This window comes from Streptomyces sp. NPDC008121, from assembly GCF_042957155.1.
Taxonomy (GTDB): domain Bacteria; phylum Actinomycetota; class Actinomycetes; order Streptomycetales; family Streptomycetaceae; genus Streptomyces.
Genome location: NZ_JBIBHT010000010.1, coordinates 162422 through 189393, shown reverse-complemented (window position 1 = coordinate 189393; position 26972 = coordinate 162422). Strand labels below are relative to the sequence as shown.

At 72.5% G+C, this 26972-nt stretch carries 23 protein-coding genes; 14 read left to right on the top strand and 9 right to left on the bottom strand.

The annotated features are described in order from the left end of the window. The first annotated feature begins 4 nt into the window (after positions 1–4). Positions 5–523 (top strand): GNAT family N-acetyltransferase, encoded by a 519-nt coding sequence (locus ACFZBD_RS30200; RefSeq protein WP_391145737.1) that lies wholly within the window; start codon positions 5–7, stop codon positions 521–523. Here the strand turns inward: ACFZBD_RS30200 and ACFZBD_RS30195 are convergent. Then, positions 466–3972, bottom strand: a complete 3507-nt coding sequence (locus ACFZBD_RS30195; protein ID WP_391145734.1) for a S41 family peptidase — start codon at positions 3970–3972, stop codon at positions 466–468. The genes ACFZBD_RS30200 and ACFZBD_RS30195 overlap by 58 nt on opposite strands. Positions 3973–4210: 238 nt before the next feature. Here ACFZBD_RS30195 and ACFZBD_RS30190 point away from each other — a divergent pair, with 238 nt between their 5' ends. Beyond that, positions 4211–4783: a TetR/AcrR family transcriptional regulator C-terminal ligand-binding domain-containing protein gene (locus ACFZBD_RS30190; RefSeq protein ID WP_391145732.1), complete on the top strand. Its 573-nt coding sequence runs from the start codon at positions 4211–4213 to the stop codon at positions 4781–4783. Between the two features lie 183 nt (positions 4784–4966). After that, the gene (locus tag ACFZBD_RS30185; RefSeq protein WP_391145729.1) at positions 4967–7138 is read left to right on the top strand and encodes an MMPL family transporter; all 2172 of its coding nucleotides are present in this window, start codon (positions 4967–4969) and stop codon (positions 7136–7138) included. Positions 7139–7240: 102 nt separating this feature from the next. Here the strand turns inward: ACFZBD_RS30185 and ACFZBD_RS30180 are convergent, their stop codons facing one another. Beyond that, the gene (locus tag ACFZBD_RS30180; protein WP_391145725.1) at positions 7241–7603 is read right to left on the bottom strand and encodes an SsgA family sporulation/cell division regulator; all 363 of its coding nucleotides are present in this window, start codon (positions 7601–7603) and stop codon (positions 7241–7243) included. Between the two features lie 136 nt (positions 7604–7739). On the opposite strand from ACFZBD_RS30180, the gene ACFZBD_RS30175 reads away from it, so the two are divergent. From ACFZBD_RS30175 to ACFZBD_RS30155, 5 genes are all read left to right on the top strand, one after another. After that, the gene (locus tag ACFZBD_RS30175; protein WP_391145724.1) at positions 7740–8807 is read left to right on the top strand and encodes an energy-coupling factor ABC transporter permease; all 1068 of its coding nucleotides are present in this window, start codon (positions 7740–7742) and stop codon (positions 8805–8807) included. A gap of 260 nt (positions 8808–9067) precedes the next feature. Then, entirely contained in the window at positions 9068–9829 is a 762-nt protein-coding gene (gene cbiQ / locus ACFZBD_RS30170) for a cobalt ECF transporter T component CbiQ (RefSeq protein WP_391145722.1), read from the top strand. Then, positions 9817–10572: an ATP-binding cassette domain-containing protein gene (locus tag ACFZBD_RS30165; RefSeq protein WP_391145720.1), complete on the top strand. Its 756-nt coding sequence runs from the start codon at positions 9817–9819 to the stop codon at positions 10570–10572. Before cbiQ ends, ACFZBD_RS30165 begins: the two co-directional genes overlap by 13 nt. A gap of 141 nt (positions 10573–10713) precedes the next feature. Beyond that, complete coding sequence (locus ACFZBD_RS30160) at positions 10714–11877, top strand: serine hydrolase (RefSeq protein WP_391145717.1); 1164 nt, start codon at positions 10714–10716, stop codon at positions 11875–11877. A gap of 342 nt (positions 11878–12219) precedes the next feature. Continuing rightward, entirely contained in the window at positions 12220–15228 is a 3009-nt protein-coding gene (locus ACFZBD_RS30155; protein WP_391145715.1) for a protease pro-enzyme activation domain-containing protein, read from the top strand. Positions 15229–15297: 69 nt separating this feature from the next. Here ACFZBD_RS30155 and ACFZBD_RS30150 read toward each other — a convergent pair whose 3' ends face one another. Next, on the bottom strand, positions 15298–15948 hold the full coding sequence (locus tag ACFZBD_RS30150; protein ID WP_391145713.1) for an ElyC/SanA/YdcF family protein: 651 nt from the start codon (positions 15946–15948) through the stop codon (positions 15298–15300). After that, positions 15945–16733, bottom strand: coding sequence for a UTRA domain-containing protein (locus ACFZBD_RS30145; RefSeq protein ID WP_391145711.1), 789 nt, complete (start codon positions 16731–16733; stop codon positions 15945–15947). The genes ACFZBD_RS30150 and ACFZBD_RS30145 overlap by 4 nt, the downstream gene beginning before the upstream one ends. Before the next feature lie 506 nt (positions 16734–17239). On the opposite strand from ACFZBD_RS30145, the gene ACFZBD_RS30140 reads away from it, so the two are divergent. Beyond that, the gene (locus ACFZBD_RS30140) at positions 17240–17662 is read left to right on the top strand and encodes an ATP-binding protein (RefSeq protein ID WP_391145708.1); all 423 of its coding nucleotides are present in this window, start codon (positions 17240–17242) and stop codon (positions 17660–17662) included. Between the two features lie 168 nt (positions 17663–17830). Then, complete coding sequence (locus tag ACFZBD_RS30135) at positions 17831–18346, top strand: DUF6879 family protein (protein WP_391145704.1); 516 nt, start codon at positions 17831–17833, stop codon at positions 18344–18346. Between the two features lie 38 nt (positions 18347–18384). On the opposite strand, the gene ACFZBD_RS30130 is transcribed toward ACFZBD_RS30135, so the two are convergent. Both ACFZBD_RS30130 and ACFZBD_RS30125 read right to left on the bottom strand, forming a co-directional pair. Next, positions 18385–19236 (bottom strand): EamA family transporter, encoded by an 852-nt coding sequence (locus tag ACFZBD_RS30130; protein WP_391145701.1) that lies wholly within the window; start codon positions 19234–19236, stop codon positions 18385–18387. Further along, on the bottom strand, positions 19233–19427 hold the full coding sequence (locus ACFZBD_RS30125; protein ID WP_391145698.1) for a hypothetical protein: 195 nt from the start codon (positions 19425–19427) through the stop codon (positions 19233–19235). The genes ACFZBD_RS30130 and ACFZBD_RS30125 overlap by 4 nt, the downstream gene beginning before the upstream one ends. A gap of 286 nt (positions 19428–19713) precedes the next feature. Between ACFZBD_RS30125 and ACFZBD_RS30120 the strand changes: the two genes are divergently transcribed. Continuing rightward, on the top strand, positions 19714–20445 hold the full coding sequence (locus ACFZBD_RS30120) for an alpha/beta fold hydrolase (RefSeq protein ID WP_391145695.1): 732 nt from the start codon (positions 19714–19716) through the stop codon (positions 20443–20445). 168 nt (positions 20446–20613) lie between these two features. Here the strand turns inward: ACFZBD_RS30120 and ACFZBD_RS30115 are convergent, their stop codons facing one another. After that, positions 20614–22254: a penicillin-binding transpeptidase domain-containing protein gene (locus ACFZBD_RS30115; protein ID WP_391145693.1), complete on the bottom strand. Its 1641-nt coding sequence runs from the start codon at positions 22252–22254 to the stop codon at positions 20614–20616. 121 nt (positions 22255–22375) lie between these two features. Between ACFZBD_RS30115 and ACFZBD_RS30110 the strand changes: the two genes are divergently transcribed. Then, on the top strand, positions 22376–22900 hold the full coding sequence (locus ACFZBD_RS30110) for a DUF4440 domain-containing protein (protein ID WP_391145690.1): 525 nt from the start codon (positions 22376–22378) through the stop codon (positions 22898–22900). 42 nt (positions 22901–22942) lie between these two features. Here the strand turns inward: ACFZBD_RS30110 and ACFZBD_RS30105 are convergent, their stop codons facing one another. After that, the gene (locus ACFZBD_RS30105) at positions 22943–23470 is read right to left on the bottom strand and encodes a GNAT family N-acetyltransferase (protein ID WP_391145688.1); all 528 of its coding nucleotides are present in this window, start codon (positions 23468–23470) and stop codon (positions 22943–22945) included. An 87-nt stretch (positions 23471–23557) separates the two neighbouring features. Then, positions 23558–25300 (bottom strand): phospholipid carrier-dependent glycosyltransferase, encoded by a 1743-nt coding sequence (locus ACFZBD_RS30100; RefSeq protein WP_391145685.1) that lies wholly within the window; start codon positions 25298–25300, stop codon positions 23558–23560. 52 nt (positions 25301–25352) lie between these two features. Between ACFZBD_RS30100 and rsmI the strand changes: the two genes are divergently transcribed. Further along, entirely contained in the window at positions 25353–26240 is an 888-nt protein-coding gene (rsmI, locus tag ACFZBD_RS30095) for a 16S rRNA (cytidine(1402)-2'-O)-methyltransferase (RefSeq protein ID WP_391145683.1), read from the top strand. Positions 26241–26379: 139 nt separating this feature from the next. Beyond that, positions 26380–26937, top strand: coding sequence for a hypothetical protein (locus ACFZBD_RS30090; RefSeq protein ID WP_391145680.1), 558 nt, complete (start codon positions 26380–26382; stop codon positions 26935–26937). The last annotated feature ends 35 nt before the right edge of the window (positions 26938–26972 follow it).

Below are 26972 nucleotides of genomic sequence, written 5' to 3'. Positions count from 1 at the left end.
GATCATGCCCGAGCTGCAGCGACTCCGACCCGAACACGCCCCGGCCCTGCTCGCGTTCGAGCGGGAGAACCGGGGGTACTTCGCCGCCTCCGTGCCCGACCGCGGGGACGCCTACTTCGAGGAGTTCGAGGCCCGGCACCAGGCCCTGCTGGACGAGCAGGAGACCGGCGGCATCCACTTCCACGTCCTCGTCGGGGACGGCGGGGAGATACTCGGCCGCTTCAACCTGGTCGACGTGGCCGACGACAGCGCCGAACTGGGGTACCGGGTGGCCGAGAACGCCACCGGCCGCGGCCTCGCCACGGCCGGCGTGCGCGAGGTGTGCCGGCTGGCGGTGGACGGATACGGGCTGCGGCGGCTGACGGCCGTCACGACCCTCGACAACGCCGGTTCGAGGGCCGTGCTCGGACGCGTCGGCTTCGGCGCCGTCGGCAGCGTGACGATCGACGGCCGGGCCGGGACCGCCTACGAACTGGACCTGGGCGGCAGCTTCGGCCGGGAGCGGTCGGGCACGTCGGCGTAGCCGGGCGGGGTGGCCGCCGGCGTCTCGGCGAGCAGCGCGAGGGCCACCTCGACCGCGTCGTCGAGCTGCGCGTGTCGGCCCTCCGCCCAGTCCAGCGGGGTGCGCAGGATCGCCAGGTCCGGTTCCACGCCGTGGTTCTCCACCGACCAGCCGTACTCCGGGAACCAGGCGGCGTTCATCGGCACCGTGATCTGCGTGCCGTCGCCCAGCCGGTGGCGGCCGGTCATGCCGACCACCCCGCCCCAGGTCCGCTGGCCCACCACCGGGCCGAGACCGAGCAGCTTGAACGCCGCCGTGATCATGTCCCCGTCCGAGGAGGTCGCCTCGTCGGCGAGCGCGACCACCGGCCCGCGCGGTGCGTTGGACGCGTACGAGACGGGCTGGGCGTTCCTCGTCAGGTCCCAGCCGAGGATCTTGCGGGTGAGCTTCTCCACGACCAGCTCGCTGATGTGACCGCCGGCGTTGCCGCGTACGTCCACGATCAGCGCCGGCCGGGAGACCTCCATCCGCAGGTCGCGGTTGAACTGCGCCCACCCCGAGCCGCCCATGTCGGGGATGTGCAGATAGCCGCACTTGCCGCCGCTGACCTCGTGCACCACCGCGCGCCGCTTGGCCACCCAGTCCTGGTAGCGCAGCGGCCGCTCGTCCACCAGCGGCACGACCGCGACCCGGCGCGCCCGGCCCTCGCCCTCCGGCGGCCGGAACGTCAGCTCCACCGTCGTACCGCCGGAGGCGGCGAGCAGCGGGTACGGGCCGCACACCGGGTCCACCGGGCGCCCGTCCACCTGCGTCAGCAGCGCGCCGGGGCGGATGCCGGTGCCCGCGAGCGGGGAGCGCGCCTTGGAGTCGGAGGAGTCGCCGGGCAGGATGCGCTTCACCATCCAGCTCCCGTCCCGGGCGACGAGGTTGGCGCCCAGCAGGCCCATCGGCCGCTGGTAGTGCGGCGGTCCTTCGTTGCGGCGGGCGGGGGTGACGTACGCGTGCGAGGTGCCCAGCTCGCCCAGGACCTCGCGCAGCAGGTCGGCGAACTCGTCCGGGGAGGCGACCCGTTCGATCAGCGGACGGTACTGGTCCAGGACGGCCGCCCAGTCCACCCCGCCCATGTCGGGCTCCCAGAAGTACGCGCGGATGATCCGGCCGGCCTCGTCGTAGGCCTGGCGCCACTCCGCCTCCGGGTCGACCTCGTGCACGATCCGCCGCAGGTCCATGTAGACGGTCGAGTCGGAGTCCCCGGTCTCGGTCGACGGGACCGCCCGCAGCTCGCCCTCGTCGACCACCACCAGCCGGGACCCGTCCCCGCTGACCGCGAACCAGTCGAGGTGCTGGACGAGTTCGCTCTTACGCGCCCTGGCGATGTTGAAGTACTCCAGGGTGGGCCGGCCGGTGGTGTCGGCCGGGTTGGCGAACGTCTCGCCGAGCGCGCCCGAGATGGGCCAGCGCAGCCAGACGAGGCCGCCGCCGCTGACCGGGTGCAGCGCGGAGTACTTGGAGGCGGCGACCGGGAACGGCGTCACCCGGTCGGGGAGCCCCTCCACCTCCACGATCGCGGTGCCCTCGCCGCTCTCGGTCTCGCTCTCGCCCGGGTCGAGGCCGCCCGCCGCCGGGCGCCCGTCGGGCAGCAGCGCGAACGGGGACGGGGTCGCCGAGGACAGCGGGACGAGATAGGGGCGGCAGCCCAACGGGAACGACAGGTCGCCGGTGTGCACGTCGTACACCGGGTCGAAGCCGCGCCAGGACAGGAAGGCGAGGTACCGGCCGTCGCGTGTGAAGACCGGGTTCTCGTCCTCGAACCGGCCGTTGGTGACGTCGATGATCGTCCGCGACCCGGGCGGCCCGGCGATCCGGGCCATCTTGATCTGGCGCAGCGAGCGGCCGATGCCGGGGTGGGACCAGGTCAGCCAGGCGCCGTCGGGGGAGAAGGCGAGATCGCGCACCGGGCCGTTGAGCGAGCGGATCAGCTCGGTGACCCTGCCTTCGGGCTCCTGGTCGTGGGACTCGTCGCCGCCGGACTCCGTGCCCTGGGGTTCCCCGGCGTCGGGCGCGGGACCGCCGGGCCCCGCGCCGGCGGGTGTGACGGCTTCCGGCGGTCCGGACGCTCCGGCCTCCGGCGTTTCGGTTTCCCGTAGGCCGGCCCCGGGCTCCTCGGGTCCCGGCTCCTCGGTTTCCAGTAGGCCGGCCCCGGGCGGCTCGGCACCCGGCTCCTCGGTCGTGTCGATGAGGAGCAGCCGGCCGTCGTGGGAGGCGATGGCCAGGCGTTCGCCGTCGGGGTCGGAGACCAGTTCCTCGACCCGGCCGAGCACGCCCGAGGCGAGCCGCCGGGGCGGGCGTTCCCCGCTCGCCCGGGGCAGCGAGGCGATCTCGATCGCGTCCTCGCCGTCCGCGTCGGTGACGTAGGCGACCTGGCCGCCGCTGCCCAGCATCTCCGGCAGCCGGACCCGTACCCCCGGGGTGTCGGTGATCGTCCGGGCCGGTCCGTCGCGGTGGGTGAGCCAGTACAGGCTGCCGCGCACCGAGACCGCGCTGGCCCGGCCCGTCTCGTCGACCGAGAGGGCGTCGACGTGGTGGGCGGCCGGGACCTGGTAGCGGCGCCGTCCGGCGCGCGGCCCCCCGAGCCGTACCTCCAGTTTGCGGGGGACGGAGTCGGCGGACAGCTCGTCGACGATCCACAGGTCGCCCGCGCACTGGTAGACCACCCGCCGCCCGTCGCTGGAGGCGTGCCGGGCGTAGAAGGCGTCGTGGTCGGTGTGGCGGCGCAGATCGGTGCCGTCGGGCAGGCAGGAGTACAGATTGCCGATGCCCTCGTGGTCCGAGAGGAACGCGACCCGGCCGGCGACGAACATCGGGCAGTCGAGGTGGCCGCCGATGTCGGGCAGCAGCTGCCGGCCGTGCAACCAGAGCCGGCCCATGGCCCCGCCGCGGTACCGCTTCCAGGACGCCGGCTCGTGCGGCGGCTTCCCGGTGAGCAGGAGCGTGCGGCGCTCGCCGTCGATGTCGGCGACCTCGATGTCGGAGACCGGCCCCCAGGGCATGCGGCCGCCGGGGGAGCCGTCCGTGGGGACGGTGTAGGCCCAGGAGAAGTACGAGAAGGGCTGGCCGTGGGAGGAGACGGCGAGGATGTCGGACTTGCCGTCCTTGTCGGGGGGCGACCAGCCGCAGACCCGGGTGTCGGTCGATCCCCAGTAGCTGAGGCGCCGGGAGGGGCCGCCCTCCACCGGCGCGAGGTGGATCTCCGGATCGAGGCTGCGCCAGCTCGTGTACGCGAGGTGGCGCCCGTCGGTCGAGAAGCGCGGGTGGCCGACTCTCGTCCGGTCGACGGTGATCCGCCAGGCGCGGCCCGGGTGGTGGCCCTCGGGCACCAGGGGAGCGACCCAGAGGTCGTCCTCGGCGGCGAAGCACAGCAGATCGTCGTGGAGGTGCGGGAAGCGGAGGTACGCGGCGCTTTCACTCACTCCCCAATGCTTTCCGCGGGGAGGGGGCGCGGCAACTTGGGGAGCCGAATCTTTCGAGGGACCTTGGGGACCTTGGGGGCCTTCGGGGAGGTTCGGGAGAGTCGGTGGGGAGCGCCGTGCGTGCCGGGGCCGGATCTGGCGGGTGTGTGCCACGACACGTACGAAACGGTTTCGTTTCGCCGGGCCCCGGGGTACCTTCTTACTGTACGAAACCGTTTCGTTCGGATGGAGACCGATCATGGCCCGCAGCAGACTCACCCCGGAACGTGAGTCGGAGCTGTACGAGGCCGTGCTCGACCTCCTGCGCGGAGTCGGCTACGACGCCCTCACCATGGACGCCGTCGCCGCCCGCACCCACTCCAGCAAGGCCACCCTCTACCGCCAGTGGGGGAGCAAGCCCGAGCTCGTCGTCAAGGCGATGCTCCACAACAAGCCGGCCGGTCTCGACGAGATCGACACCGGCTCGTTGCGGGGCGACTTCCGGGCGATGCTGGAGCGGACCGACGACTGCCAGATGGAGAAGGACTCCGCGCTGATCCGGAGTCTGGCCCATGCCGTCCACACCAACCCCGACCTGCTCCAGGCGCTCCGCGAACTGCTCATCGATCCCGAGTTGAGCGGCTTCGAGGAGGTCCTGAGACGAGCGGTGGACCGGGGCGAGGTCAGCGCCGACAACCCGGCGCTGAAGCTCGTCCCCCACATGCTGATCGGGGCGTTCATCGCCCGCCCGCTGATCGAGGATCAGCCGGTCGACCACGCCTTCCTCAGCGCCTACGTCGACGCCGTCGTGCTCCCCTCACTCGGCGCCTGACGTACGACCCGCACGCCCCGTGCGGACCCGTACACCCCGTGCGGACCCGTACACCCGGTTCGGGCCGCACACCGTACGCCCCGTACGACTCGTAGTCCCCAGTTCCTGACGTCGCACCGCTCACGCCGTCGGGCCGGCTCCCCATGCCCTTGTCCCGTCCAACAAAAATGGGAGTACGCCCCCGTGGCCACGTTCCTCTACAAGCTGGGTCGCTCCGCCTTCCGGCGCCGACGGCTCGTCGCCCTGCTCTGGGTGGCGCTGCTCGCGCTCGCCGGAGTCGGCGCCGCCACCGCGCCCGCCGCGACCTCCAGCTCCTTCTCCATACCCGGCACCGAGGCCCAGAAGGCCTTCGACCTGCTGGAGCAGCGCTTCCCCGGCGGCAACGCCGACGGGGCCACCGCCCGGGTCGTCTTCCAGGCCCCCGACGGCCAGAAGATGACCGACCCGGCCAACAAGGCCAAGGTCCAGAAGGTCGTCGGCGAGCTGAAGTCCGGCTCCGACGAGGTCGCCTCGGTCACCGACCCGTACACCGCCCAGGCGGTCTCCAAGGACGGCTCGACCGCCTACGTCTCGGTGAGCTACAAGGTCAGCGGCATGGAGCTGACGGACGCCACCCGCGCCGCCCTGGAGAAGACCGGGCACGACGCCCAGGGGCAGGGACTGACCGTCGAGATCGGCGGTGACGCGCTGCAGACCATGCCGGAGACCGGTGCGGGCGAGATCGTCGGTGTGGTCATCGCCGGCTTCGTGCTCGTCGTCACCTTCGGCTCGCTGGTCGCCGCCGGACTCCCGCTGCTGACCGCGATCATCGGCGTCGGCATCGGCGTCTCCTCGATCACGGCCCTCGCCAACGTCCTCGACCTCGGCTCGACCACCTCGACCCTCGCGATGATGATCGGCCTCGCGGTCGGCATCGACTACGCCCTCTTCATCGTCTCCCGCTACCGCGCGGAGCTCGCCGACGGCCGGGAGCGCGAGGAGGCCGCGGGCCGCGCGGTCGGTACGGCCGGCTCGGCCGTCGTCTTCGCCGGTCTGACCGTCGTCATCGCCCTCGTCGGCCTGGCCGTCGTCAACATCCCGATGCTGACGAAGATGGGCTTCGCCGCGGCCGGCACGGTCGTGATCGCCGTCCTGATCGCGCTCACCCTGATCCCGGCGCTGCTCGGCTTCGCGGGCGAGAAGGTCATGGGACGCAAGCAGCGCAAGGGGCAGGGCGCGCAGACCGAGGGCGAGGGCGGCAAGCCCAACATGGGCACCCGCTGGGCCCGGTTCGTCCTCCGCCGCCCGGTCATGGTCCTGCTCGTCGGCGTCCTCGGCCTCGGGGCGATCGCCCTGCCCGCCGCCTCCCTGGAGATGGGCCTGCCGGACGACGGCGCCAAGCCGGTGTCCGCCACCGAGCGCAGGGCGTACGACCTGCTGTCGGACGGCTTCGGCCCCGGCTTCAACGGCCCGCTGATGGTCGTCGTCGACGGTGACAAGGCCGTCGCCGAGTCCACCGTGCAGAAGATCGAGGACCTCGACGGGGTCGTCGCCGTCACGCCGCCGACGCCGAACAAGGCCGGCGACACCGCGATGATCACGGTGATCCCGAAGGACCGCCCCTCCTCGGTCGCGACCGAGGAACTGGTCCACGACATCCGTTCCGCGACCGGTGACAACGTCCTGGTCAGCGGCGCCACGGCGATGAACATCGACTTCTCGCAGAAGATGAACGACGCGCTCGTGCCCTATCTGGCGCTGGTCGTCGGACTCGCCTTCCTGCTCCTCATGGTGGTGTTCCGCTCGATCCTGGTGCCGCTGAAGGCGGCCCTCGGCTTCCTGCTCTCGGTGGTCGCGGCCCTCGGCGCGGTCGTCGCGGTCTTCCAGTGGGGCTGGCTCGGCGGGCTCTTCGGGGTCGAGCAGACCGGCCCGATCATGTCGATGATGCCGATCTTCATGGTGGGTGTCGTCTTCGGTCTCGCGATGGACTACGAAGTCTTCCTCGTCACCCGGATGCGCGAGGCGTACGTCCACGGCGAGCGGCCCGGCGAGGCGATCGTGACCGGCTTCCGGCACAGCGCCCGGGTGGTCACCGCCGCCGCGGTGATCATGATCGCGGTCTTCTCCGGATTCATCGGCATGACCGACCAGATGATCAAGATGATCGGCTTCGGCCTCGCCGTCGCCGTCCTCTTCGACGCCTTCGTGGTCCGCATGGCCATCGTCCCGGCGGTGCTCGCGCTGCTCGGTCACAAGGCGTGGTGGCTGCCGAAGTGGCTGGACAAGGCGCTGCCGAACGTGGACGTCGAGGGCGAGGGGCTCGCGAAGTCCCAGGACGCGCCCCAGGACCCGGAGCGCGAGCTCGTGAAGGTCTGAGGCCGCCTCCCGAAGGACCCCGGGTCGCCCGCTTGAGCGGAGCGGTCGGCCCGGATCGCGCCGGAACCTGTGGGGACGGGGAGCCGACGCGGACCTACGCCGTCATCGTGTCGAGCTCGACGCGGTGACGGCGTAGGTGTGCCGGAGGAAGCGGAGCAGCACGGTGGCGTCGAACTGGACGACCGCGACACCGTCCGTCGTGTGGAACTCGACGATGGTCTGGACGCGGCCGCAGGGCCACACCCCGATGTCGCCGCCGCGGGCCGGGGCGCGCATCCCGGTCTCCAGCAGGGCCCGGGGGAAGGACCACTCGATGTTGCCGGGGAAGGCGAAGCACACGGTCGCGGGGTCGGAGTCCGGGTCGAAGCGCAGGGCGACGGGGACGGGTCGGGAGAGTGGGGCGTCGGTGATGATCCTGCCTTTGGCGTGATCTTCGACTGCGTGGTCATCCGCGGCGGGGGGCATCGGGCGACTCCTCACACTCAGGGTGTTACTTCCCTAATGTCCCATATTTTCCGATAAAGGGGATGGTGGGCCCCGACCCTTACTGTGACCTCACCGCTCTTGCGAGGTCTTTGCAGGTGGCGTCATCATCGAGGACGTGCATGTACCTGACGGATTCATCAACGCCCCCGTATCGGTCGCCGCCGGAGTCGTCGCCGCGGGCGCCGTTGCCGTCAGCCTGCGCGGAGCCCGCCGCGAGCTCGACGAGCGGACGGCGCCGCTCGCCGGCCTGGTCGCCGCCTTCATCTTCGCCGTGCAGATGCTGAACTTCCCGGTCGCCGCCGGGACCAGCGGACACCTGCTCGGCGGCGCGCTCGCCGCCATCCTCGTCGGGCCCTACACGGGCGTGCTCTGCATCGCCGTGGTCCTGCTGATGCAGGGCATCCTCTTCGCCGACGGCGGCCTCACCGCGCTCGGCGTGAACATCACCGTCATGGGCGTGGTCACCGTCGTCCTGGCGTACGCGCTCTTCCGCGGCCTCGTCCTCGTCCTGCCGCGCACCCGCCGCTCGGTGACCGCCGCCTCCTTCGTGGCCGCCCTCGTCTCCGTACCGGCCGCGGCCGCCGCCTTCACCCTGGTCTACGCGATCGGCGGCACCACGGACGTCCCGATCGGCAAGGTGCTCACCGCGATGGTCGGGGTGCACACCCTCATCGGCATCGGCGAGGCCGCGATCACGATGCTGACCGTCGGCGCGGTCATCGCCGTCCGCCCCGACCTCGTGTACGGCGCCCGGGGCCTGACCGCCCCGCTGAAGCTGCGCGTCGACGGCGAGCTGGTCGACGCCGCCCCGGCCGCCGCCCCGGCGCCGGCCGCCGGCGGCTCCCCGAAGAAGGTCTGGATCGGCGGTCTGGTCGCCGCCCTCGTCCTGGCCGGCTTCGTCTCCTTCTACGCCTCCGCCGACCCGGACGGCCTGGAGAAGGTCGCCGCCGACAAGGGCATCGACACCCAGGTCGAGGAACACGCCGCGGCCGACTCCCCGCTCGCCGACTACGGCGTCCGGGACGTCGAGAACGCCCGCCTGTCGGGCGGCCTGGCCGGCGTCATCGGCGTGGGCGCGACCCTGGCCGTCGGCACCGGCGCGTTCTGGGTCGTCCGCCGCCGCAGGGCCGCCGCGACCGAGACCGGAGCCGACTCCGGGACCGGCACGGGGGCGCGGGTCTGAGATGGGTACGGCTCGGACGGCGCGGACCGCTCCTGCCACGGCACGGGCGTCCGGCGGGCACGCGACCGTGACAGGGACGGGCGCGCGGCCGGCCCGTCAGGGCCCGGCCCTGCCCCGGTCGAGCGCGCGGCCGGCCTGCCCGCGCCCGAGCGCGAGCTCGCGTTCCAGCGTGCGCCCGGGCCTGACCCCGAGCACGCGCCCGAGCACGCACCCGAACGCACGCCCCCGCCCCCGCCCGTCCACCACCCCCGGCGGCTGAGATGGGCGCCGGACACGCGCACAAGCTGTACCGGCGGGGCGACTCGCCGGTCCATGCGCTCCCCCCGCACACCAAGCTCGCCGCCGTCCTCGGCTTCGTGGTCGTCGTGGTCTCCACGCCCCGCGAGGCCGTCTGGGCCTTCGCCCTCTACGCCGCCCTGCTCGGCGCCGTCGCCATACGGGCCCGCGTCCCGGCCGGCTTCCTGCTGCGGCGCCTGGTGATCGAGGTCCCCTTCGTCGCCTTCGCCTTCCTGATGCCGTTCGTCGTCCCCGGCGAGCGGACCGACGTCCTCGGCATCCCGCTCTCCGTCCCCGGCCTCTGGGGCGCCTGGAACGTCCTTGCCAAGGGCACCCTCGGCGTCGCCGCCTCCGTACTCCTGGCCTCCACCACCGAACTGCGCGAGCTGCTCCTCGGACTCCAGCGCCTCCGGCTGCCGCCGCTGCTCGTCCAGATCGCCTCGTTCATGATCCGGTACGGGGACGTGATCACCGACGAGATGCGCCGGATGTCCATCGCCCGCCGCTCGCGCGGCTTCGAGGCGCGCGGCGTCCGCCACTGGGGCGTCCTCGCCAAGTCCGCGGGCGCGCTCTTCATCCGCTCGTACGAGCGCGGCGAGCGCGTCCACCTGGCGATGGTCAGCCGGGGGTACGCCGGCTCCATGCCGGTCATCGACGAGGCGACCGCGACCCGGACCCAGTGGTTCCAGGCCGCCTCCCTGCCCGCCGCCGCCCTGCTGATCTGCCTGTTGGGATGGACCCTGTGACCGCTCCCGCCTCCCTCGACGTACGCGGCCTCGCGTACGCCTACCCCGACGGCCACCAGGCCCTCTTCGGCGTCGACCTCACCGTCGGGCGCGGCGAGCGGGTCGCCCTCCTCGGCCCCAACGGCGCCGGGAAGACCACCCTCGTCCTGCACCTGAACGGCATCCTCACCGGCGGCGCGGGCACGGTCACCGTCGCCGGGCTCCCCGTCGAGAAGCGGAACCTCGCCGAGATCAGGCGACGGGTCGGCATCGTCTTCCAGGACCCCGACGACCAGCTGTTCATGCCGACCGTCCGCGAGGACGTGGCGTTCGGACCGGCCGCGGCCGGAGTGCGCGGCGCGGAGCTGGAGGCCGTGGTCCACCGCGCCCTGGAGCGCGTCGGCATGGCGGAGTACGCCGACCGGCCCCCGCACCACCTCTCCTTCGGCCAGCGGCGCCGGGTGGCGGTGGCGACCGTCCTCGCGATGGAGCCGGAGATCCTCGTCCTGGACGAGCCCTCCTCCAACCTGGACCCCGCCTCGCGCCGCGAACTCGCCGACGTCCTGCGCTCCCTGGACGTCACCGTCCTCATGGTCACGCACGACCTGCCGTACGCCCTGGAGCTGTGCCCCAGGTCGGTGATCCTCAGCGACGGGGTGATCGCCGGGGACGGCCCGACCGCGAGGATCCTGGCCGACGCGGAGCTGATGGAGCGCAACCGCCTGGAGCTGCCGTACGGCTTCGTCCCGCAGTCCGTCACCTGACGCGGACGCCCGCAGCCCCCGTACGGCCGGAACCGGCACCCGGAATCCGGGACTCAGGGCCCGCGTTGCACCATGGGGGACCGGGACCGGGACCGGGACCGGGAGCGGTGCGGGAGCAGCGAGCGAGAGGGAGCGTGGAACGTGGACGTCCGGGGCACGGTGGCGGCGGGATTCGAGCCGGTCAGGGACGCGTTCCTGCGGAACTTCGCACAGCGCGGCGAGCGGGGCGCGGCCGTCGCCGTCTACCGCGACGGTGTGAAGGTCGTGGACCTGTGGGCCGGTACGAAGGACGTCGCGGGGGAGGCCCCCTGGGCCGTGGACACCGCGCAGGTGGTCCGCTCGGCGACCAAGGGCGTCGCCGCCGCCGTACCCCTGCTGCTGCACCAGCGCGGACAGCTCGACCTCGACGCCCCGGTGGGGACGTACTGGCCGGAGTTCAAGGCCGCGGGCAAGGACCGGGTGAGCGTACGGCAGCTCCTCGCGCACCAGGCCGGAGTGCCGGTCCTGGACCGGCCGCTCTCCCTCGCCGAGGCCGTCGACCTGGAGACCGCCACGGCCGCGATCGCCGCGCAGGCCCCCGTCTGGCAGCCCGGCACCGCCCACGGCTACCACGCCCACACCTTCAGCTGGCTGCTCAGCGGCCTCGTCCACCGGGTGACCGGCCGCACCATCGGCCGCTGGGTCGCCGAGGAGATCGCCCGCCCGCTCGGCCTCGACCTGTGGATCGGGCTGCCGTCCGACGAGGCGCACCGGGTCGGCCGCATCGGCCCGGTCGAGGAGGTCGAGCCGCCCGGCGGCGGGGCCCTGAAGCTGCGCCCCAAGCGGTCCGTCACCGAGGCGTACCGCGACCCCGGCTCGCTGACCCGGCGCGCCTTCGCCGCGATCGAGCCCCGGCCCGACGAGAACGACCCGGTCTACCGCGCGGCCGAACTGCCCGCCTCCGCCGGTGTCTCCACCGCCCGCGCGCTGGCCCGGTTCTACGCCTCGACGCTCGGCCCCGTCGACGGCGGCGTCCGGCTCTTCGCGCCCGCCACGCTGACCCTCGCCCGGACCGAGGAGTCCACCGGCCCCGACCGCGTCCTCGTCGTCTCCACCCGGTTCGGCCTCGGCCACATGCTCCACGGCCCGGCCTCCCCGCTGCTCGGCCCCACCTCCTTCGGCCATCCCGGCCGCGGCGGCTCGCTGGGCTTCGCGGACCCGGAGTCGGGCGTCGCCTTCGGGTACGTGACGAACGGGATGCGCAAGACGGTGACGGCCGACCCGCGCGCCCAGTCGTTGGTACGGGCGGTCCGCGCGTCGCTGTGACCCGCCCCGGACGGCGCCCCCCGCCGGGAAGGACCTGAAGATCCCTCAATGTCCCCCGTGTGAAGGACATGTGAAGGTCACGGTCCGATAAATACAGGAACCCGTTGTGCGGAGACGTTTCGGCGCCTGATAAAGATTCACATCTGGCCGTCGTCCGCCGCGCAAGGGCGGTGACACCGCCGGGGGGGGGCTCACGCATCGGGCCCCGGGCCGTGCCCGGGACCCCACGAACGCATTCACCTCGCTTCGCCGCACCCGCACACCGTGCGCGCGGCCGCACCCTTCCGCGGTCTCACCTCGCCCTCGCGGCCCCGACGACGGGGATCGTGAGAGGGAGTGTGCATGGGCCGAACCGCCCGTGAGAAGGCATGCAGATGGGGCGCGGCAGCCGTCGTCGCCCTGGCCGTCACCGCGACCGGGATGCCGGCGTCGTACGCGGCCGGCACGGACGAGCCCGCCCCGCAGCGGGTCGGCTCCGCGCCGAAGGTCCCGCGTGACGCCGTCCGCCAGGCGGACCCGGCGGCGGACCGGACGCTCGACCTGAGCGTCGTCCTGGAGCCGCGCGACCAGGCCGCGCTGGATCGTTTCGTCGCCGGGGTCTCCGACCCGAAGTCGCCGCTGTACCGCCAGTACCTCGGTACGGGCGAGTTCGCGACCGCCTTCGGCGCCGACCCGCGCGCGGTGGCGAAGGTCCGCGCGGAGCTGGAGGCGAAGGGGCTCACCGTCGGCGAGCTGGAGGCCGACGGCCTCACGCTGCCGGTGACCGCGACGGTCGGCGAGGCGGCGGAGGCGTTCAAGACCGAGTTCGACGGCTACCGCCTGGCGAACGGCGTGACGGGCGTGACCAACACCCGCGCCCCCGAGTTCGGCGGCGAGGCGGCGGCCGCCGTCCGCGCGGTCGTGGGCCTCAACACGCTGTCGACGTACGAGCCGCGCCACACCGGCGGCGCCCAGGGCAAGCCCCGCAAGCAGCAGACGGCCGAGGCCGGCCAGGGCGCCCGTCAGCCGCGGCTGACCGGGACGACGCCGACCATGTGCGCCGGCATCCGGGACCTGTACGCCACCGCCGGCCCCGGCTACCCGGCGGCCTACGACAAGCAGGACTACTGGAGCGCCAGGTCCCTGGCGGCGCAGTACGGCATGGCGGACCAGCCGAACGTGCAGAACGGCACGACGATCGCCGTGTACTCGCTGGAGAACTACGACCTGCGGGACATCGCGAGCTACCAGGCGTGCCACGGCACGAAGGTCCCGGTCAGCTCCGTCCGCGTCAACGGCGGCCCCTCCGAGCCCGCGGGCATCGAGACCGGTGCCGGTCTGGAGACCGCGCTGGACGTCGAGACGATCATCGGTCTCGCCCCGCAGTCGAAGATCCTCGTCTACCAGGGTGAGAACACCTGGGAGGACGGCACCGACGTCTTCCAGCGGATCGTCAACGACAACCGCGCCAAGGTCGTCTCGGTCAGCTGGGGCAGCTGCGAGCTGTACACCCCGCAGGCCGTCCTCGACCGCGAGGAGCTGATCTTCCAGCAGGCCGCCGCGCAGGGCCAGACCATCGTCGCCGCCTCCGGCGACAGCGGCTCCACCGGCTGCTACTACGGCGAGCCCGACTCCAACGCCTCCACGCTGTACACCGACAACCCGGCGTCCTCGCCGTACGTCCTCGGCGTCGGTGGCACCACCATGCGCGGCTCGATCACCGGCCAGACCACCTGGACCGGCTCCGGCGGCGGTGTCTCCCGCCTCTTCGAGGTGCCCACCGACGGCTTCCAGACCGGCCGGACCGGCGCGGGCTACGGCGACCTCTGCGTCGCCGGAGCCGGCAACGCCTGCCGCCAGGTCCCGGACGTCGCCGGCGTCGGCGACCCGAACACCGGCTACCCGGTCGCCTTCGGCCGCGAGGCCGACGGTCTGCAGTACTGGAACATCATCGGCGGCACCAGCGGCGCAGCCCCGGTCTGGGCCGCGCTCATGGCGCAGGCCAACCAGGACCTCGCCTGCCAGGCCAACGGCTCGGTCGGCTACGTCCACGAGGCGCTGTACAAGCTCCCGGCCACCGCGTTCCGTGACGTGACCACCGGTCACAACAACCTGACCGCGTCCGGCAACTACAGCGGCCTCTACAAGGCCGGCGCGGGCTACGACCTGGCCACCGGCCTCGGGGCCCCGAACGGCCGCGAGATCGTCAAGGGCCTGTGCCAGGCGGTCCCGCAGTCCCCGGCCGGCACGTTCGACGCCCTTCCGCCGAGCCGGGTCCTCGACACCCGGTACGCCATCGGCCGCCCCGGCACCACGCCGGTCGCCGCCAACGGCACGGTCAAGCTGAAGGTCGCCGGCAACGGCGGCGTCCCGGCCGCCGGCGTCACCGCCGTCGTCCTGAACGTCACGGCCGTCTCGCCCTCCGCGACCGGTCACCTGATCGCGTATCCGAGCGGCACCACCCGTCCGACCTCGTCCAACATGAACTGGCTGAAGGGCCAGATCGTCCCGAACCTGGTGACCGTCCCGGTCGGCAAGGACGGCTCGGTCGACCTCTTCAACGCGGGCGGCGGCACGACCCACTTCGTCGCCGACGTCTCCGGCTACTTCTCCACCGGCACCGCCGGCAGCACCTACGTGCCCAAGGGCCCGTCGCGTGTCCTGGACACCCGCAACGGCACCGGCCGCCCGGGCACCGCGCCCGTCGCGGGCAAGGGCACCGTCTCCCTCAAGGTCGCGGGCGCCGGCGGCGTCCCCGCCGAGGGGGCGACCGCGGTGGTCCTCAACGTCACCGCCACGGCGGCGGCCTCGACCGGCCACCTGATCGCGTACCCGAACGGCACCGCCCAGCCGACCGCGTCGAACATCAACTGGCTCAAGGGCCAGACGCGTCCGAACATGGTCGTGCTGCCCATCGGCACCGACGGCAAGGTGAACCTGCACAACGCCGGCCTCGGCACCGTGCACTTCATCGCGGACGTCTTCGGCTACTACACGGCCACCTCCGACGGGGGCACCTTCCACACCGCGGGCCCGAGCCGTCTCCTGGACACCCGCTACGCCCTCGGCACGGCCCGCAACACCCCGGTCCCCGGCGGTGCGAACCTCATCCTCAGCCTGAACGACGGCCACACGCTGTCGAAGGCGAAGGCCGTGGTCCTCAACGTCACCGTGACCGCCCCGACGAGCAACGGCTTCCTGACGGTCTGGCCGGACGGAACCCCGCTCCCCAACGCGTCCAACCTCAACTGGACGAAGGGCGCGACCGTGGCCAACCTGGTCACCGTCCCGGTCGTCAACGGCAAGATCGCCTTCCGCCCGAACGCGGGCAGCGCGCACGTGATCGCCGACCTGTTCGGCTACTACTCGTAAGCGCACCGGAAGAACGCGACGAGGCCCCGTCCCCCCGCTCACGGCGGGGGGACGGGGCCTCGTCCCGTGTCAGGCGCCGACCGGACGGCCCGTGAATCCCTGGTCGCGGAGGCGCTCGTAGGCCGCCTGGACCGCGTCGGGGATCTCCTGCCGGATCATGAACCCCTGTTCCGGATAGACGAGCAGCCGCTGGTGCGCCCCGACGAGCATGTCGAGGACGAGCCGAGGGTCCCCGATCGAGTCCGCGTACTCAGCGAGATCCATGGGGGAGGAGGCGCTGACGATCTCCACCTCCGGCCACAGCTTCCGGGCGGTCGCGTACGCCCGGCGCTCCTCGTACGGCTTGCTGACGAGCAGGACCGACGACACGTCGACACCGTGCTCCTCCAGCAACGCCCGCGAGAACCGGACGTTCTCCCCGGTGTTGCGCGCCCCCGGCTCGACGAGGACGGCGTCCGCCGGCACCCCCGACTCCAGTGCCCGTTCCCGGTAGTGCTCCGCCTCCCCCCGGGGCATGCGTTCCCGGGTCGTCCGGCTGGTGGCCCCGGTGAAGACGATCAGCGGGAACATCCCCCGCCGGTAGAGCCCGACCGCCACATCGGCGACCCCGAGATCGTGACTCCCGAGCCCGATGCCCACGGAGCAGGGGCGCGGCTCGTGCCCCATCCGCTGGAAGTCCCAGAGCAGCCGGGCGTCGGACCAGGACGGGGCGGAGATCACGAGGGCTCCTTTCGAGCGGTGTCGGGTACCTCGAAGTCGTACGTCCACGCAAACCTCGTGGCGGCGTGGACTCCTATGGCGAATTCCACGACGGTGCCGTCGGCCGTGGTCGCGGTCCTGTGGAGCTCGACCACCCACTCGCCCGGTGCCAAGCGGAGCTGTGCGACTTCCTCCGGCTTCGCCGCCCGGGCGAACAGTTCCTCTCGCATGTGGTCGATCTCGTACCCCGCCTCGAAGAGCACCCGGAAGCCGCCGCCCCTTCCCGCCGGCCCGGGCGTGGGGTCGACGATCCGCGTACCTTCGACGTGCGCGGGGAGGTAGTAGCTGGTCAGAGTATGTGTCGGGTCGTCACCCTCTTTGACCAACCGGGCGCGGGCGTAGACTTCGGCGCCTTCCGGCAGACCGTACGCCGATGCGACGACCGTGGGTGCGGTCACGAGACTGACGGTCTGAGTCTGGTCGCCTCTCCGGTGCGCCCGGCCCGAGGCGATGCGGTCCGCGATGAACGCGACTTCGTCCCCGTCACGCCACTTCGCCTTGTCGTACCGGGCGATACCGAGCCGCTTCAAGGGCGCCTGCTGTCTCACGACGGTGCCGTGACCTCGGGACGAGGTGACCAGCCCTGCGGCCTCCAGTGCTTTGTAGGCCGCATGCACCGTGGATTTCGATCCTTCACCGGCTTCCACCAAGTCTCGGATGTGCGGAAGCCGCTGGCCGGGGGCGTACTCGCCGTTGCTGATGCGCTCGGCCAGGCTGTCTGCCAGCTCCCGCCATTTGGCTGCCATGCATGCGCTCCTCTCCCTGGACCCAAGTCAACCACAGTCCCAGGACTGTTGACAGGCTCAAGACCGTGCGTCATCGTGTGGCGGCGGAGCGTAGTCCTGGGACAGCGCCCTGTGGTGACGCAGTACCCCCGCGACCGAGCGACCGGTCCGGGGGCATGGCCAACGCGCACAAGGAGCGTCGACGTGATCAACCCTATCCTCCGCCTGGTTGCACTGGCCCTGGGGCTGTTACTGCTGCCGTCGGGCCGCCGTCGGTCGGCTGGGAATCGGCCCTTGCCCGTAGCGCCCCTCCGCACATGCGGCGGAGCTGTGGCGACGGCCCCTCGCCGCCCCCGAGTTCCTCTGCTCCGGGGCGAGGACAGTCGTCTTGTACGTCCCTACCTTGACGCCCACGAAGCCTCCCGGCAGCGAAGCCGAACGCAGCGGCAGCGGCGGCGGGCTCCGTGGCCGGCCGTCCACGGCGTCGACGTAGGGCCACGGTCGATCCATGGTGTGGAGGTGGCCTGATGGAGTCCGCAGGGACGGCCCCCCGGGACGGTGGCACCGTCGTCCTGCGCTGGGCCCAGACCGCACGGAGCGTGCCACGTGCCCGCCGGGAGCTGCGACGGACGCTGGCTCGGTGGGAGTGGGGGGCCGTCGAGGACGCGGCTTCGCTCGTGCTTTCCGAGCTGCTGACGAACGCCGTACGCCACGGCCGGGTGCCAGGCCGGGAGATCGAGACGCACTTCGCCCGCGTGCCGGGTGCGTTGCGCATCGAGGTCCACGACGCACCCGAGCGGCGGCCGTTGATGGCGCTGCCGGTCGACGGCGCCTGCGGCGGCTGGGGGCTTCCGCTGGTCGACACCCTTGCCGCGAAGTGGGGCATCGACGACCGCCGTGGCTCCGGCAAACTCGTGTGGGCAGAGCTGTCCGTGAGCGGTGCGCCGTAGTGATGTGAAGGGCCGTGCGGCGACCCCGGCTCCGCACAGGCGAACCGGCGGCACCCGGGAACGGGAGGCCGCCGGTTCGGCCTTCAGCCGCTCACGAGTACAGGCTGTCCAAAGCGTCCAGCGTCAGGATCCCGTCCCGCATGATTCCGCTGATCAGGGAGGCATGTGATGCCGTCGAACGTGCCCGGCTTCGGTGAGCTGCTCAGCCGGTGCGAGCGGTCCGCCGTACACCTGGAGCTGCGCGATTCCTATGCCGCCACGGACCGTTTCGAAGCGTGGAAGCGCGGAGAGCTGATCGACTGGTCGGACCGTGAGTCATGGTGGCACCCCTACGACCAGCTGATCAGTGACACCGTGTCCAGGGGTGTCTCGATCCGCAGGGCCCGTATCGTCTCCGAGCCCGTGACGGAATACATCCGCTGGGAGCACTACGTCACTTATGCCAACGTCACGGCCGGCGAGGAGGTTCGCTGGCTGCCCAGACGACAGGCCACGGACATCCCCCTGCCTGGTAACGACTTCTGGTTGTTTGACGACACACTTCTTCGGGTGCACCACTTCTCGGGCGACGGCGCGGTGGTCGACGACGAGATCACCGACGACCCCGAGACGGTGAGACTGTGCACCACCGCCTTCGAAGCGGTCTGGCGACGAGCGATCCCGCACCACCTGTACGAGATCTGACGGGAGCCGGCTGCTGGGCGCGGCGGTCGGAGCCGGACTCAGGACGTGTGCAGCATCAGCCCGATGCCCACCACCATCAGGCCCGCCGCCGCCACCCGGGGGCCGCCGAAGCGTTCCTTGAAGAAGAGGGTGCCGATCGCCGCTCCCACGATGATCGAGGACTCGCGCAGCGCCGCGATCGGGGCCAGGGCCGCGCGGGTCTGGGCCCAGAGGACCAGGCCGTAGGCGGCGACCGAGAGGGCCGCGCCCAGGAGGCCGCGGGCCGCGTGCGGGCGGAGTTGGGGGAGGAGGGCGGAGCGGCGGCGGTAGAGGGCGTACGCCGGGATCGCCAGGCCCTCCAGGATCATCAGCCAGGCGATGTAGCCGAGCGGGGTGCCGGAGGCGCGGACGCCGACGCCGTCCACGACCGTGTAGCCGGCGATCGCCAGGCCCGTGGCGCCCGCGGCGAGCAGGGCCGCCCAGTCGGGGCGGCGGCCCGAGCCCCGGATGCCCCAGAGGGCCAGGCCCGTCAAGCCCGCGCAGGCGAACGCGACGCCCGTGAGCTGCCATCCGTCCGGGATCTCGTCGACGAAGACCGCGGCGAGCAGGGTCACCGCCAGCGGAGCCGTACCCCGCGCGATCGGGTACATCTGGCCGAAGTCGCCGAGCGTGAACGACCGCATCAGCAGGACGTAGTAGCCGACGTGCAGCACGGCGGAGGCGGCGAGGTACGGCCACGCGCCGGCCGCCGGCAGCGGCGCGAAGAAGGCGAGGACCGTGCCGATCAGGGCGCCGCCGCCCGCGATCAGCGTGAAGGAGAGCAGCTGGTCGCGTATGTGGTGCGCGATCGCGTTCCAACTGGCGTGCGTCACGGCGGCCGTCAGCACCGCCGCCGCGACCAGCGGGGTCACGCGGCCCGCCCGCGGACGGGCGCGACCCGCACCCGGATCGCCGCCGCCCGCACCACCTCGTGGTCCGAGACAGCGCGGCCGACGGTCTCGGCGCCGGTGCGGCTCTCGTCCGGGAAGCGGCGGATCCCGACGGCCGGGCCCCGCTCTCGCGGGGCCTCGGCGGCGAGGACGTGCGCGGTCGATGTGGTCATGCCCCGCACCGTACCGGTACGTGTATGAGCCACGCGACCGCCTGGGGGTCACGCAACGTCGTGACGGCCTCCGACCTCGTCACGCCGCGCCCCTCGTGGCCCCCCGGCCATCTCCCGGACCCCGTGCCGCCACCCGACGGGATGACGGTCACGCGCCACCCGGCACAGCTCCCGGCCGGCGCGTCACACGGTGACCGAATGTCCTCGCCGGTCAGCGGCTCCGCCTCTCCACGCCGATGGCCCGCCGGTAGAGTCGGTTCGAGGACAGTGCTGATCTGGGGGATTCATGACTGCAGCGGGTGCGCCGCCCATTGTCTTCGTACACGGGACGCGGTTCAGCGCGGGACAGTGGAGCCCACAGCTCGCCGCACTCGACGAGGAGTTCCCGGTAGCCGCTGTCGACCTCCCGGGCCACGGTGCCCGCTCGGCTCAACCCTGGAGCCTGAACGCCGCGACGGAGATCATCGCTTCCGCGGTGGACTCGCTCGACGGGGGTCCGGCGCTGGTCGTCGGGCACTCGCTCGGTGGATACGCCTCGCTGGAGTTCGCGCGGCGCTGCCCCGAGCGGCTGCGGGGGCTGGTCCTCGCGGGGGCCAGTGCCTCGACTCGTGGCCCGTGGGCAACTCCGTACCGGTGGGCCGCCGGGCTCGTCCCTCGTCTTCCGGCGGACCGGTTGGCCCGGTGGAACGACCGGTTGTTGCGCCGGCTCTATCCTCGCGAGGTGGTGGAGGCGACCATCTCCTCCGGCTACGCCTTCCACACACTTCCGGCTGCCTGGGGCGAGGTGTTGGGCCGCTTCGACGCGGGTGCGATGCGTCATGTGGACGCTCCTGTGCTGATCTTGAACGGCGAGAAGGACACGGTCTTCCGCTCCGGCGAGACGGACTTCGCCCGCGCCCATCCGCACGCCCGCGTCGAATTGGTCCCGCGGGCAGGACATCTCGCGAACTTCGACGATCCGGACGCCTTCACCGACGCTGTCCGTCGCTTCGCGTGGCAACTGCCTGTTCTCGACTGAGTTCGCCGCCGGAGTCGGCCCCCTCAGGGCTGCCTGGGCGGGACCGCGAACGCTCGGGCCGACCTGAGGTTGTAGGGGGACCGCGAACGCTCAGGCCGACCGATCGTGCGCTCACCCACCGACTCCGGCACCGCCAGGATCACAACGGCGCACGCTAGTCGACATGCCCTAGCGGGCCTTCAGCACGCTCGCCACGATCGGTCCGGCCGCGTCCCCGCCGTGGCCGCCCGATTCGACGGCCGCGGCGGCCGCCAGGTCGTCGGCGAAGCCCGCGAACCAGCTGTTGGAGGAGGCCGCCGCGTCGACCTCCGCCGAACCGGTCTTGGCGCCCTTGTCCCCGCCCACGCCCGCCATCGCGCGGGCGCCCGTGCCCTCGCCCCGCGCGGCCGCGCGCATCAGCTCGCGCAGGGTCTTGCCGACGGAGCCGGGCAGCGGCTCGGCCTCCGCCAGCTCGCGGCCGTCCAGCTCCTTGGCCACGATGATCGGCTGCCTGAAGGAACCGTTCTTCGCGGTCGCGGTGATCGAGGCGATGTTGAGGGCGTTCATGGTGATCCTGCCCTGGCCGATGTACGAGGCGGCGGTCTCGATGCCCGTCGACGGCGGAACGGAACCGTCCTGCGAGACCACGCCCGTCTTCCACTCCAGGCCGATGCCGAAATACGTGCGGGCCGTGTCGCCGAGCGCGGTGCCGGCCTCCGCGCCGAGCGGCTTGACGGGCTTGATGAAGGTGGTGTTGCAGGAGCGGGCGAAGGCCCGCTGGAGGGTGGTGCCGGAGGGCAGGGAGAAGTCGTCGAGGTTGTGGAAGGTCCGGCCGTCCCAGTCGACGGTCGACGGACACTCGACCGTGCTCGACGGGCCGTCGACCAGACCCCGCTCGAGCATCATAGCGGCGGAGACGATCTTCATCGTGGAGCCGGGCGCCTGCCGCCCCTCAAGCGCCGCGTTGAAGCCGTCCGCGCGGTTGTTGGCGACGGCCCGGATCTCCCCGGTGCTCGGCTTGATCGCGACCACCGACGCCCCGGCGTACCGTTTCACCGCCCGCTCGGCCGCCGCCTGGACGCCCGCGTCGAGGGTCGTCCTCAGCTCGCCCGGCTTGCCGGCGGCGAGGGTCAGCAGGGTGGTGGCGGGAGCGGTTCCCCCGGCGCTCTCGATCCAGGTCTCGATGCCGGGTTCGCCGCCGGCCCTGTCGCCGTACCGCTCGCGCAGCTGGTCCAGGACCGGCCCGAGCGAAGGGTACTTCTCCGGTGTCAGCTCGACGCCCCGGCGGTCGACGGCCTTCACGGCGGCGGTCTCCGCCTCGCCGGTCCGCAGCGTCGCACCCTTGGTCAGCTTGGGGTGGATGACGGACGGCTTCCAGTCGACCAGCGGCCGGCCGGTGCTCAGGCCGCGCACCACGGTCAGCTCCGAGGCGTACGTCCAGGGCTTCGACCGCCCCTCGTACGTCACGGTGGCGCTGACCGTGAACGGCACCCGCGCGCCGACGGCCGCGCCGGGCGTGATGACGGCCCGGGAGACCTTCGCTCCCTCGCGGTGGTTGATCACGGCAGGACCCGCCTCGACGGGGTTGTTGGTCGCCTGCCCCGCCCGCTCGGGCTCCCCGGCGGCCCAGGCGGCCAGGAACTCCTCGGCCGTGTTCGTCACCTCCTCGCCGGTGACGGGGCCGGACCGTTTCTCCTGGGGCGCCGACCGGGACGTCGTCTCCGCGCCCCCGCTGATCCCGCTCCAGAGGTTGTAACCCCCGTACCCCACCCCGCTCGCCACGACGACGAATACGCCCCCGACGATCGCGACCTTCACCCCGCTGCGCATGGCTGCGCCTCCCCTCCCCCGGCGATCCCCCCAACCTAGGTGACAGGTGTGACCACGGGGATGCTTGTTACCGTTCCGCGATCCACTCGCCGAGCCGCCCCGGCGGGGCTACGTTCGACGTGTGGACGCCACACGACCCCCGGACCCGCCGCCTCCGGACGAGGGCGACGCCCCGACGGAGGCCCGTACCGACGCCCGGACGGAGGCCCCTTCCGGCGCCCCGGCCGGCCCCCGCCCCGCCCCTCCGCCGGACCCCCGCCCCGATGCCCCGACGGAGGCCCGTTTCATCGCCCTCGCCGAGGAGTGGGCCGCGGCCATCACCTCCGACGACGCCGACCGCATGGGCGCCTTCATGGCCGACGAGTGGGTGATCGTCTCCGAGTCGGGCATCGCGACGAAGGAGCAGTTCCTCTCCTTCGTCTCCTCCGGGGACCTCACCCACTCCGCCATGGACCTGATCAGTCCGCCCCGCGTCCGGGTCTACGGCGACACGGCGGTGTTCACCGGCCGGGTCACCAACACGGCCCACTACCGCGGCGAACGCCACGACGCGGACGAATGGACCACGGACGTGTTCGTACGACGGGACGGCCGCTGGCGGTGCGTCCTGAGCCACATCACCCCGGTCGCCCCCGAGGAGTCGTGACCACCGGGCCTCCCCGCCCCGCCGGCCCGGCTCAGGGGCGGGTCAGTCGCCGAGGATCCGCTCCCACAGCAGGCCGTCCCGCCAGCTCCCGTCGAGGAAGATCGAGGAGTGCGCGACGCCGTACGGGGTGAACCCGTTGCGGCGCAGGACCCGTTGCGACGGAAGGTTCTCCAGGTTGGTGGACGCCTCGGCGCGGTGGAGTCGGAGTTCGTCCCGCATCACCCGGAGCACGAGCTCGACGGCCCGCCCGGCGTGCCCCTGGTTCTGGGCGACGCTCGCGATCCAGTATCCGACGGAGCCGCGGCGCAGGTGCGGCTGCGGCAGGATGCCGCCGACGGTGACCTGCCCGATCACCTGATCGTCGGCGAGCACCACGCCGGGCCACACGGTGCCGGCCCGGTACCCGGCCAGCAGGCCGTCGATCCGCTCCGCCTGGCCCTCCGGCGTGAAGAAGCCGGCGGGCTGGGCCGGTTCCCACGGCCGGAAGGCCTCCACGTCACACACCCGGTGCGCGGCGATCGGGGCGGCGTCGGCGGGCTCTATCAGGCGGATCGCGGTGCTGCTGCGCATGGGGCTGATCCTCGTCACGGGGCGTCGGCTGGAACGGCCACGCTATGCGAGACCCCCCTCACCGCCCCACCCCCGGCCCGCCGGCTCTCAGACCCACGTGTCCAGCCACATCCGGCCACGCCACTCGTCCATCGGAATCGACGTCCCCGTATAGATCGGCCAGAAGTAGATGAAATTCCAGACGATGAGCAGAACGAGAACTCCCGCCCCCACCGCACCGAACGTCCGACGTCTTTCCGAGGAGCCCGGGGGCCCCACCATCGCGCCGATCATCATCGTCACCGCGAGGCACAGGAACGGCACGAACACCACCGCGTAGAAAAGGAAGATGGTGCGTTCCTGATAGAGGAACCACGGCACCCAGCCCGCCGCGATGCCGCAGGCGATCGCTCCCGCGCGCCAGTCGCGGCGGAAGAGCCAGCGCCACAGGACGTAGAGGATCGCGAAGCACGCCGCCCACCAGAGCAGCGGGGTGCCGAGGGCCAGGACCTCCTGGGCGCACTTCTCCGTGGCGTCCGCGGGGCAGCCCGCCTCGCCGGGGGAGGGGCTTTCGTAGAAGTACGAGACCGGGCGGCCCAGGACGATCCAGCTCCACGGGTTCGACTGGTACGTGTGGTGCGAGGTCAGGTTGACGTGGAAGTCGTAGACCTCGGTCTCGTAGTGCCACAGGCTCCGCAACCAGTCCGGCAGCCACGACCAGAAGCCGCCGCCCGTCAGCTTGTCCTGCTCCGCCGCCCAGTTGCGGAAGTAGCCCTTGTCCGAGGCGATCCACCCCGTCCACGAGGCGATGTACGTGAGGACCGCCACCGGGACCACCGAGACGAACGCCGGCACCAGGTCCCGCTTGAACACCGCCTGGTACGGACGGACCGCACCCGCCGTGCGCCGCCCGCCCGCGTCCCACAACACCGCCATCAGCCCGAACGCGGCCATGATGTAGAGGCCGTTCCACTTGGTCGCGAACGCCAGGCCCAGCATCACCCCCGCCGCCAGCCGCCACGGCCGCCACCCGAGCCGCAGCGTCTCGGCGACCGTCGCGTCCGGCCGCAGCCCGCCGTCCTCGCCCGTCGGCAGCGCCGCCGCGAGCCGTCGCCGTGCCCAGTCGCGGTCGGCCAGCAGACAGCCGAAGGACGCGAGCACGAAGAACATCAGCACCTGGTCCAGCAGCGCCGTCCGGCTCATCACGAAGTGCAGGCCGTCCACCGCGAGCAGCGTGCCCGCCAGACAGCCCAGGAACGTCGAGCGGAACAGCCGCCGCCCGATCCTGCAGAGCATCAGCACCGACAGCGTGCCGAGCAGCGCCACCATGAACCGCCAGCCGAACGGCGTGAAGTCGAAGAGCTTCTCGCCGACGCCGATGACCCACTTGCCCATCGGGGGATGGACCACATAGCCCGGATCCGTCGGGATCAGGACCGAGCCGGGGTCCTTCAGGACCGTCTTGTCGATGTCCTTCGGCCACGCCCCCTCGTACCCCTGGTTGATCAGGGCCCAGGAGTCCTTCGCGTAGTACGTCTCGTCGAATATCACCGCGTGCGGCTTGCCGAGGTTCCAGAACCGCAGCACCCCCGCGAACAGCGCCACCAGCAGCGGACCGCCCCAGCCGGCCAGCCGCCACAGCCGGTCCCCGCCGCCCGGGGAGATGCCCAGGAGCGACCAGGTCCGCCGCGAGGGCCGGGTGTACGGCGGTACGAGACGCTCCCGCAGCCCGTGCCCGGCGGCGCCCCCGGCCAGGGGCGTGTAGCCGAAACGCCGCAGGCGCTGCTGCCACGGCGGGGGCTCTTCCACGGCGTGCGGACCCTGCAGGGCCTCAGGTGCGGTACTGGTCACCGCGCCATCGTAGGGAACGCGCCTGTGCGAGTCGCCTGTCCGGGCTGCGAGGATGACCCGTGTGACAGGAACGCTGGTACTTGCAGGGACACCCATCGGGGAGATCGCGGACGCCCCGCCGCGGCTCGCCGCCGAACTGGAGACCGCCGACGTCGTCGCCGCGGAGGACACCCGGCGGCTGCGCGGCCTGACCCGCGCCCTCGGCGTGCACACCTCGGGCCGGGTCGTCTCCTACTTCGAGGGCAACGAGTCCGCCCGTACGCCCGAGCTGGTCGAGGCGCTGACCGGCGGCGCGCGGGTGCTGCTGGTCACCGACGCCGGCATGCCGTCCGTCTCCGACCCCGGCTACCGCCTGGTCGCCGCGGCCGTCGAGGCCGGCATCAAGGTCACCGCCGTCCCCGGCCCCTCCGCCGTGCTGACCGCGCTCGCCCTGTCCGGGCTGCCCGTGGACCGCTTCTGCTTCGAGGGGTTCCTGCCCCGCAAGGCCGGCGAGCGCCTCGGGCGGCTCCGCGAGGTCGCCGACGAGCGGCGGACCCTCGTCTACTTCGAGGCCCCGCACCGGCTCGACGACACCCTGGCCGCGATGGCCGAGGTCTTCGGCGCCGACCGGCGCGCCGCCGTCTGCCGGGAGCTGACCAAGACGTACGAGGAGGTCAAGCGCGGGGGCCTGGGCGAGCTGGCCGCCTGGGCCGCCGACGGCGTACGCGGCGAGATCACCGTCGTCGTCGAGGGCGCCCCGGCCGCCGCCCCCGCCGAGCTGGGCCCCGAGGAGCTGGTGCGCAGGGTGCGGGTGCGCGAGGAGGCGGGGGAGCGGCGCAAGGAGGCGATCGCGGCCGTCGCCGCCGACGCCGGCCTGCCCAAGCGCGAGGTCTTCGACGCCGTCGTCGCCGCGAAGAACGCGGCCGCGTCAAGCCCTCCGGACGGTAAAGGTCTATCGTGAAAGGCAAAGCCAAACCCGCGCGGCGGGCCTCCTGAGGGCCTTCGGGCAAGGGAACGCCAAAGAGCTTTCCATTGTTCGACCGGCGCTGATGCGCTCCGGCCCTGAAAGGCGTCCACTGAATCAGTGGAGAGGAGCTGGCATGAGCGAGATCACCGGCACCGGCATCACCGTCGCGCATGAGGCATACGCATTCGCGTGCATGCGCTGCGGATACGGCTGGGAGCAGGCGTACGACATCGAGCACCACGTCGACGCCACCGGCCAGGAATTCGTCGTCTACAAGGCCAACGGGGAGCGGGTCGCGTCACCGTTGTCCAGTCCCACCTGTGTGAACTGCGGCGGACACGTCGTCCGCATCATGCGCGCGGGGCAGGTGTCCTCGGTGCTCGACTCGTGGGAGCAGGCCCACCACCGGGACGAGACCAGGGCCGGCCGGCGGGTCGCCCCCGCGGGACCCATCGGCCTGGCGGGCCCGATCGGGCAGGACCTGGAACGGACCGGCGCCGAACGGACCGGCCGCGCCGGGCGTACGGAACGGGCCGGCCGGCCGGGACGGGACGCTCCGGGGCCGGTCCGCGCGGAGGCGCACGAGGAGCCGCTGCGGCCGGCGGAGCTCCCGGATCCGGGGGCCCCCGAGGAGCCCCGCCACCGGCGCTTCTCGGACCTGTTCCACCGCAAGCCCCCGGCCGCCTCCTGACGGGCGGTCCGCGATTCCGGAGCCCGGGTCGGCCA

What these genes read in the sequence shown, in the direction of transcription:
- ACFZBD_RS30200 (WP_391145737.1), top strand. Translation starts at nt 5, where the DNA reads ATGCCCGAGCTGCAGCGACTCCGACCCGAACACGCCCCGGCCCTGCTC.
- ACFZBD_RS30190 (WP_391145732.1), top strand. Translation starts at nt 4,211, where the DNA reads ATGGCCCGCAGCAGACTCACCCCGGAACGTGAGTCGGAGCTGTACGAG.
- ACFZBD_RS30180 (WP_391145725.1), bottom strand. Translation starts at nt 7,603, where the DNA reads ATGCCCCCCGCCGCGGATGACCACGCAGTCGAAGATCACGCCAAAGGC.
- cbiQ (WP_391145722.1), top strand. Translation starts at nt 9,068, where the DNA reads ATGGGCGCCGGACACGCGCACAAGCTGTACCGGCGGGGCGACTCGCCG.
- ACFZBD_RS30165 (WP_391145720.1), top strand. Translation starts at nt 9,817, where the DNA reads ATGGACCCTGTGACCGCTCCCGCCTCCCTCGACGTACGCGGCCTCGCG.
- ACFZBD_RS30155 (WP_391145715.1), top strand. Translation starts at nt 12,220, where the DNA reads ATGGGCCGAACCGCCCGTGAGAAGGCATGCAGATGGGGCGCGGCAGCC.
- ACFZBD_RS30145 (WP_391145711.1), bottom strand. Translation starts at nt 16,733, where the DNA reads ATGGCAGCCAAATGGCGGGAGCTGGCAGACAGCCTGGCCGAGCGCATC.
- ACFZBD_RS30140 (WP_391145708.1), top strand. Translation starts at nt 17,240, where the DNA reads ATGGAGTCCGCAGGGACGGCCCCCCGGGACGGTGGCACCGTCGTCCTG.
- ACFZBD_RS30135 (WP_391145704.1), top strand. Translation starts at nt 17,831, where the DNA reads ATGCCGTCGAACGTGCCCGGCTTCGGTGAGCTGCTCAGCCGGTGCGAG.
- ACFZBD_RS30125 (WP_391145698.1), bottom strand. Translation starts at nt 19,427, where the DNA reads ATGACCACATCGACCGCGCACGTCCTCGCCGCCGAGGCCCCGCGAGAG.
- ACFZBD_RS30120 (WP_391145695.1), top strand. Translation starts at nt 19,714, where the DNA reads ATGACTGCAGCGGGTGCGCCGCCCATTGTCTTCGTACACGGGACGCGG.
- ACFZBD_RS30115 (WP_391145693.1), bottom strand. Translation starts at nt 22,254, where the DNA reads ATGCGCAGCGGGGTGAAGGTCGCGATCGTCGGGGGCGTATTCGTCGTC.
- ACFZBD_RS30105 (WP_391145688.1), bottom strand. Translation starts at nt 23,470, where the DNA reads ATGCGCAGCAGCACCGCGATCCGCCTGATAGAGCCCGCCGACGCCGCC.
- rsmI (WP_391145683.1), top strand. Translation starts at nt 25,353, where the DNA reads ATGACCCGTGTGACAGGAACGCTGGTACTTGCAGGGACACCCATCGGG.
- ACFZBD_RS30090 (WP_391145680.1), top strand. Translation starts at nt 26,380, where the DNA reads ATGAGCGAGATCACCGGCACCGGCATCACCGTCGCGCATGAGGCATAC.